15 protein-coding genes are annotated in these 17802 nt (G+C 43.5%); 11 read left to right on the top strand and 4 right to left on the bottom strand.

Annotated elements, in window-relative coordinates; genetic code table 11:
• Window positions 1-3 precede the first annotated feature (3 nt).
• The 10 genes from LRQ06_RS10610 to LRQ06_RS10655 are packed head-to-tail and all read left to right on the top strand — an operon-like array spanning window position 4 to window position 9622.
• Window positions 4-1470: a type II and III secretion system protein family protein gene (locus LRQ06_RS10610; protein ID WP_232766297.1), complete on the top strand. Its 1467-nt coding sequence runs from the start codon at window positions 4-6 to the stop codon at window positions 1468-1470.
• A 10-nt stretch (window positions 1471-1480) separates the two neighbouring features.
• Window positions 1481-1735: a hypothetical protein gene (locus LRQ06_RS10615; protein WP_232766298.1), complete on the top strand. Its 255-nt coding sequence runs from the start codon at window positions 1481-1483 to the stop codon at window positions 1733-1735.
• 12 nt (window positions 1736-1747) lie between these two features.
• A complete protein-coding gene (locus LRQ06_RS10620) occupies window positions 1748-3010 on the top strand; it encodes a pilus assembly protein TadG-related protein (RefSeq protein WP_232766299.1) in 1263 nt (420 codons plus the stop codon).
• A gap of 1 nt (window position 3011) precedes the next feature.
• Window positions 3012-3464, top strand: a complete 453-nt coding sequence (locus tag LRQ06_RS10625) for a TadE/TadG family type IV pilus assembly protein (protein ID WP_232766300.1) — start codon at window positions 3012-3014, stop codon at window positions 3462-3464.
• Window positions 3461-3967: a TadE/TadG family type IV pilus assembly protein gene (locus tag LRQ06_RS10630; RefSeq protein WP_232766301.1), complete on the top strand. Its 507-nt coding sequence runs from the start codon at window positions 3461-3463 to the stop codon at window positions 3965-3967. The genes LRQ06_RS10625 and LRQ06_RS10630 overlap by 4 nt, the downstream gene beginning before the upstream one ends.
• A gap of 9 nt (window positions 3968-3976) precedes the next feature.
• Window positions 3977-5200 (top strand): AAA family ATPase, encoded by a 1224-nt coding sequence (locus LRQ06_RS10635; protein WP_232766302.1) that lies wholly within the window; start codon window positions 3977-3979, stop codon window positions 5198-5200.
• A gap of 13 nt (window positions 5201-5213) precedes the next feature.
• Window positions 5214-6671 (top strand): TadA family conjugal transfer-associated ATPase, encoded by a 1458-nt coding sequence (locus LRQ06_RS10640; protein WP_232766303.1) that lies wholly within the window; start codon window positions 5214-5216, stop codon window positions 6669-6671.
• Window positions 6672-6680: 9 nt separating this feature from the next.
• The gene (locus tag LRQ06_RS10645) at window positions 6681-7649 is read left to right on the top strand and encodes a type II secretion system F family protein (protein WP_232766304.1); all 969 of its coding nucleotides are present in this window, start codon (window positions 6681-6683) and stop codon (window positions 7647-7649) included.
• Window position 7650: 1 nt separating this feature from the next.
• Window positions 7651-8604, top strand: a complete 954-nt coding sequence (locus LRQ06_RS10650; protein WP_232766305.1) for a type II secretion system F family protein — start codon at window positions 7651-7653, stop codon at window positions 8602-8604.
• Window positions 8605-8617: 13 nt separating this feature from the next.
• A complete protein-coding gene (locus LRQ06_RS10655) occupies window positions 8618-9622 on the top strand; it encodes a tetratricopeptide repeat protein (RefSeq protein WP_232766306.1) in 1005 nt (334 codons plus the stop codon).
• 39 nt (window positions 9623-9661) lie between these two features.
• Here the strand turns inward: LRQ06_RS10655 and LRQ06_RS10660 are convergent, their stop codons facing one another.
• The 4 genes from LRQ06_RS10660 to LRQ06_RS10675 form a co-directional block, all read right to left on the bottom strand.
• On the bottom strand, window positions 9662-11341 hold the full coding sequence (locus LRQ06_RS10660; RefSeq protein WP_232766307.1) for an AMP-binding protein: 1680 nt from the start codon (window positions 11339-11341) through the stop codon (window positions 9662-9664).
• A 33-nt stretch (window positions 11342-11374) separates the two neighbouring features.
• Window positions 11375-12115, bottom strand: a complete 741-nt coding sequence (locus tag LRQ06_RS10665) for a helix-turn-helix transcriptional regulator (RefSeq protein ID WP_232766308.1) — start codon at window positions 12113-12115, stop codon at window positions 11375-11377.
• 5 nt (window positions 12116-12120) lie between these two features.
• Entirely contained in the window at window positions 12121-13278 is a 1158-nt protein-coding gene (locus tag LRQ06_RS10670; RefSeq protein WP_232766309.1) for an HD-GYP domain-containing protein, read from the bottom strand.
• Window positions 13279-13758: 480 nt separating this feature from the next.
• Window positions 13759-14220 (bottom strand): HXXEE domain-containing protein, encoded by a 462-nt coding sequence (locus LRQ06_RS10675; RefSeq protein WP_232766310.1) that lies wholly within the window; start codon window positions 14218-14220, stop codon window positions 13759-13761.
• A gap of 700 nt (window positions 14221-14920) precedes the next feature.
• Between LRQ06_RS10675 and LRQ06_RS10680 the strand changes: the two genes are divergently transcribed.
• Window positions 14921-17794, top strand: coding sequence for an HD domain-containing phosphohydrolase (locus LRQ06_RS10680; protein WP_232766311.1), 2874 nt, complete (start codon window positions 14921-14923; stop codon window positions 17792-17794).
• Window positions 17795-17802: the final 8 nt, after the last annotated feature.

The following is a 17802-nucleotide window of genomic DNA, read 5'->3' on the forward strand; positions in this document are numbered from 1 at the left end:
AATATGAAAAGAATAATAAATGTTATCAGCCTGATTTTCCTGTTGTGTTTTGGTTCTTTTGCCGCGGCGATGACAACCGGGAAAGTGGTTAAAGTGCCTCATCACAAATCGGCCTATGTTCAGCTGGTTGCCAAGGCGAAGCGGGTGTCTCTCGGTGACCCGAATGTGCTGGACATTATCATGCTTAAATCGAACGAAGTGTTTCTTATCGGTAAAAAACTGGGTTCGACCAATCTGATGGCATGGGACCGGCGCGGGAACCTAATCGAGTCGATCGATATTGAGGTCATCCATGATGTTAACAGCTTAAAGTCCAAGCTTCATGAGTTTTTGCCGGATGAGAAAATTGAGGTCCACAGTTCTCAGAATCGTCTGGTACTGAGCGGACAGGTTTCGTCTCAGAACAATATGATGAAAGCGGTCAAGATTGCGGAAACATACGCCGGAGCTCAGGCAGCAGATAAGGCCACTGGTTCGAGAAGTAAAGATATTGGTAAAACTAATGTGATCAACCTGTTGTCGGTCGGTGGGGCTCAGCAGGTCATGCTGGAAGTGACGGTTGCCGAAGTATCAAGGGATCTGGTCCGGCGTTTTAATACCAATTTCGGATTTTTTGAATCAAACGGCAAATTTGGCTGGGGCGGTACATCTGTCGGCAGTACGACCACATCCACCACCAGTGCGATCAGTACTGTTTTTAACAGTATCACGACCGACTCAACCGGTTTACTTACCACTTTTTTAGACGGTGATACGTTATTCTCTCTCGCTCTGGACATTGCGAAAACCAACAACACAGCCAAAGTGCTGGCTGAACCGACACTGACCGCACTCAGCGGTGCCAAAGCGGAGTTCTTAGCCGGTGGTGAATATCCGATTCCGGTGCCGGATGACGACGGTATTTCCATTGAATATAAAGAGTACGGTGTCGGGGTCAAATTTATTCCGACCATCCTCAGTGATAAGAAAATTAATCTGAATTTGGCGATTGATGTCAGTGAAGTGGCTGCCACCGGTAGTATTACTTATGGCAGTACCTCTACCGGAACCTACTCGGTTCCACCTTTTACCCGCCGGAGTGCGTCTTCAACACTGGAACTGGCTGACGGACAGACGATTGGTATCGCCGGGATGTTTAAAAATAATGTCCGGGACGTCATTTCCAAATTCCCCGGTCTGGGTGATTTACCCATCATCGGCCAATTGTTCCGGAGTCAGAATTATGTGTCCGGCGAAACGGAGCTGGTCATCCTTGTGACGCCTCATTTAGCCAAACCGATAGACAGAAGTAAAGTCCGTTTACCCACCGAAGGCTTTGTTGAACCGGGAGATCTGAAATATTACCTGTTGGGTCAGGGGGCTTATATCACGTCACCGATGAAGCGTGATCAGCTTAAAGTACAGGTCGACGATTCCTATGTCGAAGATATAAAAGGTGGCTCTGAAGGCGTATTTGGACATGAAATGTGAGGTAAACGTGATGAAAATGAATATCGTGTTTCTGTTTATCCTGACCGTACTGACGTTAGGGTGTACGTCAACTGAATACCAACTGGGTCAGTCTGTGGCTCAGATGAAGGCTGAGCAGATCTATAATCCGGGTGCAGCCAAAGAGAATCAGGGCTACATTCCTGATGGGCAGGGTGAGCGGATCGAAAGCTCTCTCAGCACCTACACCGGGAAATCTGATGATTCATTGTCGGGTACATCGAGTCAGGTTCTTGATGATTTCTGATGGGTGAGCACTATGAAAAAACAGTCGCGGTTAAATAAAAATGGCTCATCGATGGCCGGCCGGAAAGAAAAGGGACTGGTTGCGGTTTTTGTGACCTTTACGTTTCTGTTCCTTGCCGGTATTGCTGCTCTGGCTATTGATATCAATTATGCTTACATGGATAAGTCTAAGCTGCAAAATGCGGTGGATTCTGCGGCGCTGGCGGCCGCGGCAGTTATTAATGGTGACAATTCGGTTGATAACGGTGATGCGACAGTGGATTCCACTCTGGATAGTGTCATTGCTTTTACCGGAAATACGGAATTTTCGGACATTAAGAGTCACTTATCCGTAACGTACAGTGATGACCCGACAGACGGCGCTTCTTTTGTAAGTGCCGGCAGTTATTCGAGCACCAGTGAATATATCTATATCCGGGTTGCCATAACCGGTTATCCCATCCGTAATTTTTTTGTGTCTGTGTTTGGTCTGGACAAATATGTATCGGCCAGTGCGGTTTCCGGTCCCAGTGCACCAACCACGCCGAATACGGTGGTCCCGGTTGCGATTTGCGAAGGCGATGAAAGCACTCCTTCTGGTTATATTAACGGTGAAATCTATGCGGTTAAATCCAATAACTCGGCATTAGGAAACGGTAATTTTCAGTATCTGGTTTTAGAAGATGCAACCGGTGCGGACATTCTCAGTGAAAGTCTGGCCGGAGGGTATAACGGGAGTCTGCGTGTCGGTGATTCCATCTTAACGGAGCCCGGTGGTAATACCAATAAAGGGATTAACGGGATGAACTCCCGGCTGGGGACTCAACAGCAAAATAGTCTTGATGCTACCACGTTCCCGCCAGATAAATATGTAAAAGAACCGGCGGAACTTGCTGAGCTGGATAATGATGGCACAACCGTTCTCTATTATGAAGATGATCCTGGCAGTGCCTGGCATTACTCGGATTACAAAGATGAGCTGGCACAGTGCGCCGGAGGCGCAACAAACGATGACTGTACCGATTACTACGATGCAACTGGCGGTAATAACCGGCGGACACTGGTTGTCCCAATAGTGGACTGTTCAACCGGGCCTTCCGGACGGACCTATGTCACTATCACCAGTTTTGCCTGTTTTTTCCTGCTGCAGTCGATGGATAAAATCGGTAATGAACTGGCTTTGTTCGGTGAATTTATCGACAGTTGTCCGGTTTCGTCCGGCGGTGGATATGACCTTGATGACGGCACTCAGTACCGCATAGTCTTGTTTAACGATCCGTTAAGTGAAGGTTCCTGATATGAAAAGCCGTAGCCTGAAAAAACAGAAAGGATTATCGGCGATTGAGTTTGCGATCACCATGCCGCTTATTTTTATTCTGATGGGGGCCGTGATCGAATTGGGGTTGATGCTGGTTAAGTATCAGACACTGACAAAACTGGTTCAGAACGGAGCCCGTTACGCGGCGACAGAAATTTATGATGCTTACGGTATCCCTTATTCGGAAGCTCAGGAAAAAATCATTTGTGTGGTTGTCACCGGTTCGACCAGCAATCTTTCTGCCGGATGTGGTAACACCGAAGATAAGCCATTGGCTGCATTAGAGGAAAGTGATGTTACCGTGACGGAGAATGGCGATTATGTCAATGTGACCGCGGTATATCATTATTCGCCTTTTGTTGACTTTGCCGTTATCAAAAATGACTTCACTTTTGAGTTAAGTGCATCTGCAATTATGAGGATGACAAGATGATGAAGCGCCGGAACCGCCAGAAAGGTCTTTCAATCATTGAATTCACGGTTGTGGTGACGGGGTTCCTCATTGTGATTTTCAGCTTTATTGAATTGGGACTTTATCTCTATTCGATGCAGACACTGAATGATGTATCACGAAAAGCAGCACGGTTAGGGGCGGTGTGTTACCCCAGTGCGGATATTTCGACTATGGTTACAGAGGGGAAACCTCTGGGAATTACCAGTGAGCATATTCAGGTGGATTATCTGAATCTGAACAGTGGTGTTGAGTTTTCGAATCCCAAAGCGAACCCCACTAACGATGAAATCGGTTCTGTTGCTTATGTCAGAGCCACGGTCGTCGGCTTTTCTTTTCGTATGACCGGCATTCTTTCATTTTTGGGATTAGGCAATAACGGAGTATTGGCTATGCCTGGTTTAGAGACGGTTTTACCGGCAGAAAGTCTCGGGTTGCCTCACGATTATGACCCTGATAACCCGAGTTACGATACCTGCCAGTAGGGAGAATAAATGACAAACCTAAAGTCTGGTAGTGATGATATGTATTCGTCATCGCCTCTGCGGTTGAAAACGCTGCTTGATGTATGGGTGTTGTATTCTGATGACGAGTTTAAATTACACATGGCACGGGAGCTGGTTCAGTGCCTGGGGGTTAACTTTGAATTTATTCCGGAAGAAAAAGTGAATCCGGACTTGTTTAAAACCAATAATCTGCCGGATTTGTTATTTGTGCAGACGGGGCATGGGTGGGCGCAAAAAATTGCCAAATTACAGCATGCTGATATTGAACAGGATGAGCAGCATGAAATGTCGCTGGTGGTTTTTGGTGATGAATCGGATAACGAATCGTTGAGAATGGCGCTTCGTCTGGGAGCCTCAGATTATTTGTCTGATACTGCCAGTGCTAAGGATTTAATGCATCTGCTGACCGAGATTGCTGAAAATAAGATTTCCACCAGTAAGCTTGCAGAGTTGTTTGTTTTTATTAATACCAAGGGGGGGGCCGGGGCAACAACCATCGGGCTGAATCTGGCTGTGGATGTGGCGATGCATATACCGGAGAATGTTCTTTTTCTTGATTTGGACAGTCATTTTGGTGTTGCGGCCGATTATCTGAATCTGAATCCTGTGTACAGCGTTGTGGATGCGATCGACAGCCAGGAAGATCTGGACGAGATGTCTTTGCAGGGATTGGTTACCAAGCATGAGTCCGGATTACATATGTTGAATTTTAATCCGGAAACCCGGTTGGAAAACTATGAAAAGTCCAAACAGATAGCGGGATTGATACCCATTCTCCGCCGGTATTATAAATATATTTTTGTGGACTTTTCTCAGGGCATTGATGGTCTGTTTACCTCAGTATTGACTCAGGCGAGCAATGTGTTTCTGGTTACGCAGCAAAATCTGGTGGCGCTTAAAAATGCATCATCTGTTATCCGTTCACTGAAATTCGAATATGGGATTGCGGCAGAATCGATGTCGATTGTGGTGAACCGCTATGAAAAAAAACAGCAGATCAAACTTAAAGATATTCAGAGTTCGCTGGCCGGTGTCAATGTGATGACGATACCTAATGATTTTAAAGTGGCAATAGAGAGTACGAATTTAGGAAAGCCATTTGTGATGGCCAAACCCAATGCCGTGATTAGTAAATCGATACATGAATTCAGTGCTGGTCTGTGTCCTGATGTACAGTCTGAACAAGGTTGGTTGGATCGGTTATTCAGCTAAACAGGAGGGCGAGATGTTTTTCAAGCGAAAAAATATCAATCCTGACTTTCAAGATAAAGCCTTGAAAGCCGAGCAACAGTCTGTGCAGAAAGAAAGTGAGACGAGTGATAAACCGGTGAGCGCGGAGGGTACTTCAAGTAAACCGGATGAATCTGCACTGGCGGTGAAAAAAAAGACGGTTGATGAAGCGAGAAAACAACTGGAACAGGAACTGTCAGTAAAACACTACTACCATCAGAAGCTGCTGGAAATTTTAGATTTGGCGATTCTGTCCAGTCTGGAAAAAGATCGGGCTAAAAAAGAACTCAATGACGCTGTTGTTCAATTGATGGCCGATGATCCGACTCATACTTTAGGTGTTGAAGGCCGGAAACGGATCGTTAAGCAGATAGAAGATGAAGTCTTCGGGTTAGGGCCGTTAGAGCCTTTGCTGAATGATGCAACGGTGTCGGATATTCTGGTGAACGGGCCGAAAAGTGTCTTTGTGGAACGGTTTGGTAAATTAGAAAAAACGCCTTATACCTTTTTGGATGAGCGACACTTAAGAAACATTATTGACCGGATTGTCAGCCAGGTCGGGCGCCGTATTGATGAAGCCTCGCCAATGGTTGATGCCCGTTTGATGGACGGTTCCCGTGTTAATGCCATTATTCCACCATTGGCACTGGATGGAGCGGCATTGTCAATTCGCCGGTTTGCGGTCGATAAGCTGACTATGGATAACCTGCTTTCTTATAATTCTCTTTCTCCCGGAATGGCCACCTTTATTGAAGCTGCGGTGAAAGGCGAGCTTAATGTGCTGATTTCAGGCGGTACCGGTTCAGGGAAGACCACTACACTGAATATTTTGTCGGGTTTTATTCCTCATGATGACCGGATTATCACCATTGAAGATTCCGCCGAGCTTCAGTTACAACAACCGCATGTCATTCGTCTGGAAACCCGGCCGCCCAACTTGGAAGGGAAAGGGGAAATCAATCAGCGCGATTTGGTGAAAAACACTTTGCGTATGCGTCCTGACCGGATTGTTCTAGGGGAAGTCCGGGGAAGTGAAGCGGTAGATATGCTTGCGGCTATGAATACCGGTCACGAAGGTTCTCTGGCAACCATTCACGCCAATACCCCACGTGATGCATTAAGCCGTCTGGAAAACATGTTCTCGATGGCCGGATGGAATGTTTCTACAAAGAACTTACGTGCTCAGATTGCATCCGCGATACACCTTATTGTACAGATGGAACGTCAGGAAGATGGTAAAAGAAGAATGGTCAGCATTTCGGAAATCAACGGCATGGAGGGTGAAATTATTACCATGTCTGAGATTTTTAAATTCCAGCGTCAGAATGTTGATGAGCAGGGTAACGTGGTCGGTTTTTACACCGCAACCGGTGTAATTCCTCAATGTCACGATAAGTTATCGAAAAGAGGTCTTCATATACCTTTTGATATTTTTAGTGAGTCCTACCAGTAGGAGGATGCAATGCAAGATGATATTACAATCTTTCTGGTACTGTTGTTTTTTGCTGTGGTATTTATTTCTCAGGCTCTGCTTATTCCGGCAGTGGGAAATCAGGCCAGACATAAACTGCTGACTCATCGCTTAAAGCAGACAGAAGCACAACTGGATGAGGAATCCCGCTCGTTATTACGGGAATTTTACCTGAAGTCTCTGTCACCGATGGATCGCAAGCTGGTGTCGATTACTTTTTTTGCCAATATGCAGAAAAAGCTGGAAATGGCGGGATTAAGCATTTCTTTGTCCAGGTTGCTGGGGATCACTCTGGCCGTAGATATTTTGATATGTCTGACGTTGTTTGGATTTGATCAGCCATGGTATGTCATTTTGTTTGCCTTTTCGGTTGTGTGGATCATTTTGAATCTTCTGTTGGATAAACGGATTTCAGATCGGTTAACCAGTTTTGAAGAGCAGTTACCGGAAGCGCTGGATATCATGCGGCGGATGTTACAGGCCGGGATGCCGATTTCTCAGGCTATGGGGGAAGTCGGAAACGAAATGCCGGAACCGATCGGTTCTGAGTTTAAAAAGGCCTTTAATCTGCTTAATTTTGGCTACGATATGCGTCTGGCCATTATGCAGATGGCGGAACGGACTCCAACGGTATCAATCCTTGCTTTTTCCAGTGCGGTATTACTACAAAAAGAAACCGGCGGCAACTTATCGGAAAATCTGGAAAAAGTGTCCCGGGTATTACGGGCCCGTTTTAAATTGCAGCGGAAAATTAAGACCATTTCAGCAGAAAGCCGTATGTCGGCGTGGATACTGATTCTGGCGCCTTTCATCCTGTTTCTGGCAATGACGGTCATTCAGCCGGACAACGCGTCTTTACTTTATAAAGATCCCAGGGGGATCAAGCTGATCACATTCGGGGTGATCAGCTTATTCTTCGGTGCCTTATGGATGCGGAAAATCATCAATTTCGAGGTGTGATATGAATGACATACAAGCCTATTTTGAAGATCTGATTCGACTTGATCAGGAAACCTTAGTTCTGGGAGGTATTTTCCTTGCTGTCACTCTGATTGCATTATCCATTGCGTTATTCTTGCTTGGTTATCGCTCTAATACCAAAAGGAAGCTGGCAGAGATACGTAAATCAATGGATGGGGAAGCCAGAGTGACCGACGGGTCCAGAAAAATAGATAATACGCTGGAATCACTGGCACCTCTTTTTTCTCCGAAAAGTCAGAAGGAGCGGGATTCGGTTAAGAATCAACTGATGCACGCCGGTTTCCACGAATCTAGCGTTCTGACTCAGTTTTATGCGCTTAAAATGATGACCACCGTGATTGGTGTCGGAGCGGCGGCGGGTATTTTCTTTTTTGGTACGGATATTCCCTATTCGAATCTGCTTATGATTGTGGCGGCAGCGACCGGTTTGTTCTTACCTAATTTTGTCCTGCATCAGTTAGTGAAGAAACGGCAGTCAAAAATACGTAATGCCATTCCGGATGCGCTTGATTTGCTCGTGGTCTGCACGGAGTCTGGGCTCGGTTTTAATTCCGCGCTGAAAAAAGTTTCAGAAGAGCTGGAAATTTCACATCCGGATTTTGCGGATGAGCTTGATACAGTCTGTGCCAAAGTGAATTCCGGCGTTGAGCTGAATGATGCGTTTGAAGAGTTAGTCAAACGGACGGGTGTTACCGAGATTATGGGGTTGGTGAAGATGTTGGCGCATGCATCCCGGATTGGTGGCAGTCTGGCTCAGACATTGCGTGAATATACGGAAGACTACCGGGATCGGCGAAATCAGGAGATTGAAGAGATTGCGGCAAAAATTCCGACCAAAATGATTTTTCCACTGTTGATCTTTATCTGGCCCTGTTTCTTTATCGTTGCTGTCGGGCCGTCCATTTTATTCCTTCTTGATGCCCTGGGAGCTTAACTGGAGTGGTGTTATGAATATAAAAATAGTAATGGTATGTACTGCTGCGTTTCTGTTTGTGGGGTGTGCCGGTCACTCGAAGCAAAATACGATGCCTTTTGACAGCGAATTGTATGACGGTCAGGAAGTTGAAAGTTTTAATCTGAAAGACGCGCCGAAAACAGAAACGGAAGCAATAAAACGGGGAGATAAGGCTCTGGGGCAGAACAATGTGGATCTGGCGTTGTATGAATACATCCGTTCTCTGAAGCTACCAAAAGGGGTACATAAAGATAAAACGCTTTATACCATTGGGCAGATACATCAGTCCCGTCAGAATATTGCTCTGGCAGAGAAAGCTTATCTGATGGCATTAAAAGAAAATCCGGATAATGTGAAAGTACTGGAGCAACTGGGGGCGAATTTCAGTAAACAGGGTGATGTCGCGCAGGGTAAAAGCTATTTTCTCAGAGCCATTAATGCGGATCAACTGAGGATGAAAGCTGGAAGTCAACAGATAAAAGAGCCATTAACGTCAACCCGTATTAACGGCCTGACAGTTGATAATCAATCTCCGATCGTTGCTTATATGGGACTGGGGATATTATATGATGTCGATAATAAGCACGCTCTGGCACAGGGTTTTTACCGGAAAGCGCTTACTATTGATCCTAAGTCAGCGAAAGGCCTCATTAATATGGGGTATTCTTATTACATGAGCGGGGATTATGGTGAAGCCGCAAGGACCACCATAGCAGCGTTAAAACTGGCGAAAAACAATGAAAAGGCTCAGAATAATCTGGCTTTGATTTATCTGGCTCAGAATAAAGTACAAAAGGCCTTGGGTGTCTTTATGAGCAGCATGGAAGACTATCAGGCCTTAAATAATGTCGGGTATTTTCTGATGCTACAGGGTAAACCGGAAATGGCCATTCCTTATCTTCAGCAGGCTATTGATAAAAATCCGGTTTACTACCAGTTAGCCAATGAAAATCTAAAGAGAGCACTGGCTGAAATCCGGGCAAAAGACCGTAATTAAAGTTTTATATTATTAATATCCCGGAGACAGTATTCCGGCTTATTTTTCCCAGATAATAAGCTGATTTTTCGGCCAGTTTGATGCGATAAACTGATATTTATTTTCCAGTACCCGGCGCTTTATTTTGAGCGTCGGTGTCAGTATTTCATTTTCGACAGACCAGTCCTCTTTTGCGATGAGCACGCCTTTGATTTGTTCATGAGAATCAAGCTTTTCATTTATTTTGTGAATGATGGCTGAAATGGACTTTTCATAGCGGGCCTGATCCATCTTTTTGAACTTAAATGGCACAATGAGTAAGATTGGAGATGGCTGTCCGGAACCTATAAGACATAGGGACTCGAGTTTAAGTTTTTCCGAAATAAAGTGTTCGATTGGTTGCGGTGATACAAATTTGCCTTTTGCCGTTTTAAAAGAGTCGGCTTTTCTACCCAGAATATAGAGATAATCTTCGGTATCTTTTTCTCCTAAATCACCGGTTCTCAGCCATCCTTCAGACGTAAATGCTTCGTGGGTTTCATAAGGCTGCTTGTAGTATCCCGAAAATAACCCTTTGCTTTGCACCAGAAGTTCACCGTCATCGGCAATGTGAAATGTTACGCCGGGAGCGGCAACACCGATACTTCCCAGTTTCTTTTTGTTGTAAGGGAAATTGAGCGAGCCCAATGCCAGACTTTCCGTCATTCCCCAGGCCTCGGTGATATGCAATCCTAGCTGGTGATACCATTTTAGTATTGTCGGCGATATGGGTGCTGAGCCGCATCCCAGGACTCTGGCTTTATCCAGCCCTAACTCCTGAGCAATTCGGTTTTTTATTAACTGGCGGACAAAAGGCGTTTTCAGAGCTATGGACAAGGCTAACGGTGATATTTTACTGGTAATACGTTGCTGAAAAAGCGTCCATAAGCGGGGAACCGACAGAAAGAGGGTCGGCTGTTGCATCTTTACATCATTGATAAACGTATCCAGAGATTCCGGAAAAGCAACACTCAGGCCTGTTTCAATGGACGTTCCTAAAATATAGACCCGCTCTGTGATATGAGAAAGAGGAAGATAGGAAAATAGACGGTCATCGTGTTCGATACCGATTAAATTGGTAATTTGATTCACTGACCAGGTGAAAGCACTGTAGCTGAGTATTGCACCTTTAGGTGTGCCGGAGGTGCCGGAGGTGTATACGATAGACATAATATCATCGTCTTCATGTGCTTTCAGATTGGGTAAATCGGCATTGGATTGACGGATGATATCTTCATACTGGTAACGGCAATTCATTGAGAGCGGATAAGGGAACGAAATTGTTGTTATGTTCGGTAACATTTCCAGTGCCTGCTCAGTCTCCTGAGTTGAGTCCAGCTTTCCGACAAATAAAAACGTTGTTTCGCTGTGTTTAAGGCAATAGGAAATGGTTTCTCTGTTGGTGGTCGGGAAAATGGGTACGCTGATAAAGTGCCCTAACATGCAGGCAAAATCATAGATAAACCACTCAGCGCAGTTTTTGGAAATAATGGCGACCTTATCGCCGGGGGCTGCACCAAGTTGTTTCAGTCCATTTGCCAGAGCCGCAGATTTTGTCATCACATCCGCGAAGGTATAGGTATGAAACTGGCGATTAATTATCTGTTTTAAATAAATTTCATCCGGACGGTCTTTTGCCCATCGACTGAGATGTTCATCCGGTGTGAGCAACTGGCTGGATATTTCGGGTGTCGTCACCATAAAAATCAATATGCATTTTGTTGATATGTGTATCTATGAACTTAATGCTAAAACCTTATATTTTCCAGGGCTCATGCCGACTTTTTTCTTAAAAATCCGGTTGAAATAAGAAAGATCTTTATAACCACATTGAAGGGCAACAACAGCTATTTTTGTATTGGGTTGTTCTATCAGCAGTCGTTTGGCAAAGGCAATGCGTTTTCTGCACAGGTAATTCCGAAAAGAAACACCTAATAAGTTGTGGAATGTTCTGGAAAAATACGCCACGGAGTAACCGTATTGATCGGCAATATCATCTTCTCTCAGCTCTTCTGACAGCTGCATCTCCATCATATACAGTAACGAAAAGATGGAATCAGAATTAAGTGGCTCAGTGATAGTGATATCGTTGTTTTTCTGTTTTGACATCGGAGCTATATCGAGTGAATTAAATTCCCGGATAACGGCAGATAGTAACCGGAATGGAGGGGCTGAACCGGTCTGAAAGTTGATAAGCCAGACACCCGGATACAGAGAAATCAGCGGTACTGAAAAGTTGGAAAGACAAAGCAGTACATAGCCTTTCTGGCGGTATGTGAGTAAGTACGTTTTTAAATCTGCAGTCAGGGTAGCGTCTGTGATTCTGATTACCGCAATTTTGCTATGATCCTGAGCATGATCAGAGACCTGAGTCGGGTGAACAAAGCAAAAATAGGCTTCTAAAGCATCTTTTACATTGGATGGTAACTGGCTGAGTGGATCGCCAAACGTATGGGCAAGGTATTTATCAAACATGTGAGTTAATGTTTTATTTCCATGTCGCTGGGATCCGTTTCGGGATATTCGTTAATAATATCGCTCAATTTTTGTTGGTGCTGTCTTAAGGCATTAACACAGTGGTTGTCGATTTCTCCTCCTGAAACCATTTTTTCTAATTCCAGCAAAGCGTAAGCCACAGAACAGGCCTGTTTGTATGGCCTGTGACTGGTTAATGCGTCAAAGATATTGGCAACAGCAATAATTCGGGCGGATACCGGTATTTGCTCTCCCTGTAACCCAAATGGGTAGCCGGTGCCGTTTAACCGTTCCTGATAGTACGAAATGATTTCTTTCAGTATATTCAAACACGCATGAGAACTACAGCCTGTTTTTGAGATAATCTCTTCAACGATGTTAATACCTTTTTCAATGTGGTCGTAAACTTTGTCTTTTTCTGATTTTTGTAAATTCGCACATTTTTGCAGAACAGAGGGTGCAATGCTCAATTTCCCGATATCGTGAAAGCGTGAAAATATGATGATGTTTTCAATTTCTTCATCGCTTAATTCATAGACATGAGACACGCCGGTCGCAATCAGCTTAGTGTAATAATGCATCCGTTGCTGATGGTCTTTTAGTTGCGCCATGTGTCTTGGCTGTCGCTGTATGGTGCTGTTGGCGGCATCAAAAATAGTATGTACGGTTTCGTATTCCCATGTTGCTGCCTGCACAATAATATCGATGAAAGGCAGTAATTTTTCCTGAATATCATTGGTAAAATAATTTTCCACAGTGGCATTGATGAAAATAAATCCAATCAGGTCTTCTTCAAGGTAGGTGGGAATGGTCAGAGAGGATTTCAGGCCCTGTTCGATTAGCCATTGGTTATGATGGCTGGTGTTATCTAAATCTGAATCAAAGTTGTCAATAACACGGAACTTATGGTTTTCGGCGCATTCTTTCAGGGTAGGCAGGGAACTAAGTTTGTGTTCATAATGACGTAAAATACCTGTGCAGTACTGAGCACTGTCGGCATAGGTTTTGACCAGATCCGTGCTTTGTTCGTACAGAGCAAATGAAATTCGGTCTATTTGGGGAAAGTCGGATTGAATTTGATGAAGAACTTCAATAAGTTGCTGGCTTAAAGACCCTTTCCAGAAGGAAGGTCTTTTATGATCTTTTCTTGATAAAGTTCTCATGACTATCCCCCCTAATAATCATTATTTCCCGTTTGCTACTTTCCTATTTAAGTGTAGGCAAAAATGAATGTTTTTGGTGAGTAAATTATCAAAATGACGTATCAGTCACAGTAGAAATAAATTTATTGAAAAATGAAATAACCATTTCTTTTTAAAATGGTCTATAACCCTTTTAAAATGAAATAACCATTTCTTTTTAAAAGGGTTATAGACCATTTTTTATCAACATTTTTGTCATTACTATTTAATTGTCGAAAGCATGAAAATGAATGTTTTTATGCTACTTAGCTTGCCTTATCCGTCTTTACGTTTTGTTACTGATTCTTAATATAGAATGATGACGTTGAGAATCAGTGACTTGCCTGAATACGGATCATTTTAGTTGAATTTATTGTAAATTTGACTGAAATATAACCAGAAAGTTCAAAAAATCGTGCCGGAACATTTTTGTCTATTTTGATCTTGGTGTTATCCATCTATTTATTGGGCCTGTTTTTTAGCAGAGAGCATATGATAGGCAATGGCGATGACCAGATAAATAGCGATCCGTTCTGTTGAGATGAGATGCGTGGTTAAATACTGGCTGATACCGATGATGAAAAGAGGAATATATAAGCAAACTGCCGTGACAATGCCAGGTGAATATTTTCTGAGCCGAATGACACCTAAAATATGAAATCCTGCGTTAATTACCAGCATGGTTGCTACCCCCAGCCAGATTGATGCGCCGGTTTGTGTGTTTCCGAAGTACATTGCCAGAATAATAAACCACATCATTAATGTATTTATCCAGATAAGATATTCGGGGCCCCGGCCTTTTTCCTGAGGAGGACATAATTCCCGGTACCATGCAATGAAGCCGCCCGGCCATATAAATTCTTCTGTGACATGTAACATGGCTGCAATAGCCAGCAAAATTGATAATCCGTGAACATCCAACATAATAAATCTCTCCTCAAGTGCCATTCTGACTGGTGGTGAGACTCTAATCAGTGAAGACACTGACATTTCCCACAAATCAATGATGACATTGCAATTATAACCATTACAGCTGGAAATACGATACTGACGGCAGCAACGGCTTTGGCGACAACGTAGTGACTGAGAAACATTCTATCCATAATTTGTAGTAGTCCGCTTATGGACATATCAACAACAGAGGGAATGCATTTCTGGCAAACAGGCGTCCGGTCGGTGCAGTGAGAAACACATTTGTCTAAGCTATGTTCATTTTGCCTGTGAGCACCCAGAGTTGTACCGGTTAATGTTTGGGGAAGGATTTCGCAGGGCCTCTAAAGGCAGCGAAAAAGTGAAGTACTTTTTCTGTGGTCTGTTGTGCATGGATTATCATTACTTTGATTGATCAGCAGTTTGATTCCAATGCTGATCGGGACGATATTATCCGAAAAGTACTGGCGGCTGCCGAAGCCGGTTTTATAGTTTGAGCTAGGGTCAGTTGAGCTTTATCGTTCGTTTGGTATAACGGTCTCTTTTGTGACTTTTCGCAGCATTTTTAAAGAAGTTGCTGAGAATTTTGTTGCATTTATTGGAAAACTATTTCTAAAAAAATCAGAATAATAAATGTCGTTTGTTAACTTATTGATTATAATTATAACCCTAAATGGATTTTTTAGGGATAGCAATGAACAACATAAGACAGTCCGGTATTCGGTTTCAGATCCTGGTCAGTTGCTCGATTGTTTTGGGTATGCTGGTTCTTGCTGCAGCTCTGATCTCTCACTCCTACAATAGTACCAGAGCCATCTTGATTGATCTGGCGAAAGAAAATGTTCATCAGATAGCGATGAAACTTGATAGCCAGGTTGAGAGACATACTGAACCAGTGATAACTTCGATCAAATTCTTATCTCAGGATAGCCTTGTTGCTAGCCAGTCTCATGAGTCCAGGATGAAAAAAATTGGTTTGCTGAAAATGATTCTGGATGAGAATACAGTGCTGGATTCGGTGTTCATCTGCTACAAGAATGGTGATTTTTTCCTTTTGCGAAAAATAAAGAATGACCAAACCCGTCACTTAGTTGGTGCGCCTAAGAAGTCTGAATATATGGTTCAGTCGGTAGAGAGAAACCGGCCAGGAAGGGGTAACTCTGCACAATGGATTTTTTTTGATAAGTTTTTTCAACGTTTATCTCAGATAAAACCTAAAGAGTTTCAGGCTGATGTAAGAGCCCGTGACTGGTTTGTTGGAGCAATGGCATCGGATGCCCCTTTTATCGGGAGTCCTCATCTTTTTTATACAACCAAAGAAGTCGGCGTGACGTTATCAATGAGAGCATCGTCTCCGGGTACAGTTGTCGGAGTAGATTCATCTATAGCGGAAATATCAGGTATGATGAAGTCTTTTGTGCCAGATGACCAAAGCCGCTTTGCTTTAGTGAATCAAAATTTACAGGTTATTGGTTTTCCTGAATTAAATAAGTTCGTTCATGAAACTGCTGATGGACATTTTCGCTTATCCAGAGTCAATGAACTCGGGATTCCTTTGTTCAGACAACTGGTCGAGAATAAGAAAACCAGTTCTATATTACAGCAGTACATGACCGAAGATGGCGTTTGGTTTGGACAGAGTATTAAAATTGGTCCCAGTGGAAAAGAACGCTGGAGTTTATTATACGGTATTCCTGAAAATGCGTTGCTTGAAAGAGCTCGGCGAATTTTTCGGGAACAATTACTCTGGTCTGGCTTGGTTATTATTGTTTTGTTGGCTATTGGCTGGCGTTTAGGCAAATTTATTACCAGGCCAATGTTGAGTTTATCAAAAATGATAGAAGGCATGAAAGCTTTCGAGTTTAAATCCGACCAGACCGTTAAATATCCGATTCGTGAAGTGAATATTTTGTCTCAGTCATTAAGTGACATGTCGGCTGCGATCAAAAACTTTCAGTCAATATCCATGCTGCTTTCTCAGGAAAGTGATTTGGATAAGATGCTAAACGGGGTCGTCAGTCATTTGGTTAAAATCACCTCTTCAGAAATGGCTGTGATTTATCTTTATGATTCAGAGAAAGAGCAGCTTGTACAGGCGACAAAAAGTCCCCGTTGGGGGAAACCGGTTATTCCTTGTCCTAAAGCTCAGAAAAGTGACATTGTCGACATCTGCCAGAAAGAGTTTGCCGGTGATGAATCATTTGTCTGTGTTCCTTTGTCAGATCGTCAGATGAGTATTACCGGTGCATTAATTCTTAAAGCCAATACCAGTGATACCGGTGATAGCAATGTTAACCAGGCTTTTCTGGAATTTGTTACCCGAATTTCCGGATCAGCGGCTACTGCGATTGAAACCAGAAAATTGGTTGAGGAACAAAAACAATTGATTGACGGTATTATTCGTTTGCTTGCTGACGCTATCGATGCCAAATCTCCCTATACCGGGGGGCATTGTGAACGGGTTCCGATGTTAGCTGAGATGTTAATAGACCATGCACAGGAAGAAATGAATGGTGTGTTTGCCGGGTTTATGATGGATGAAAACCAGCGGCGGGAATTTAAAATTGCGGCTTGGCTTCACGATTGTGGAAAGATTACAAGCCGGGAATATATTATTGATAAAGCAACAAAATTAGAGACGATTTATAATCGTATTCATGAAATACGGACCCGTTTCGAAGTTCTCTGGCGCGATAAAGAAATTGATTTCTGGAAGGGAATAGCAAACGGTGAATTACCAGATAAGCTTGAACGGACCCTGCGACAGGAACAGCAAACGCTGCTTGATGATTTTGCATTAATTGCGAAGTTAAATATAGGAGGGGAAACCGTTCAGGATAGTGATATAGCGCGCCTGAAAGACATTAGCCGGACCTCCTGGCAACGGCATTTTAGTCGTCGGATTGGTTTGTCCCGTCATGAAGCGGATAAGTTAGCAATCGGTGAGGAAATTTTACCGGCAACAGAAAAGCTGATTGATGACTTGCCTGAACATATTGTTCCCTGGGGTAATAAAAAACCACCGGTAGAAAAAGATAATCCAGAGAATATCTGGGGATTTGATATGTCTCTTCCAGACTATGAAATGAATTTGGGCGAAATTTATAATTTATCCATCGAAAGAGGCACTCTGACTAAAGAAGAGCGCTTTTTGATTAACGATCATATTGTGCAGACAATAAGAATGTTAACACAGTTGCCGTTCCCGGAAGGGATGAAAAATGTGCCTGATATTGCTGGTAATCATCATGAAAGGGTTGATGGGCGAGGGTATCCCCGTCGTCTGACCGGAGAACAACTGACCATTCCGGAAAAAATCATGGCGTTAGCGGATGTTTTCGAAGCGTTAACCGCAAAAGACCGACCATATAAAAATGCAAAAACGTTGTCGGAATCTCTGAAAATTTTAGCCGGGATGGTGAATGAGCAGCATATTGATAAAAACGTATTCCGTCTGTTTATTGAAAGAAAAGTATTTCAGGATTACGCCGAAGGGTATTTGCTTGATAAACAAAAGGATGAGGTTGATGTCGATGAATTGTACCGGCTTGCCGGTATTGATGTTTAATTCGGTGG

Origin of the sequence: Vibrio salinus (assembly GCF_021272385.1) — a bacterium.
In the GTDB taxonomy this organism is placed as follows: domain Bacteria; phylum Pseudomonadota; class Gammaproteobacteria; order Enterobacterales; family Vibrionaceae; genus Vibrio; species Vibrio salinus.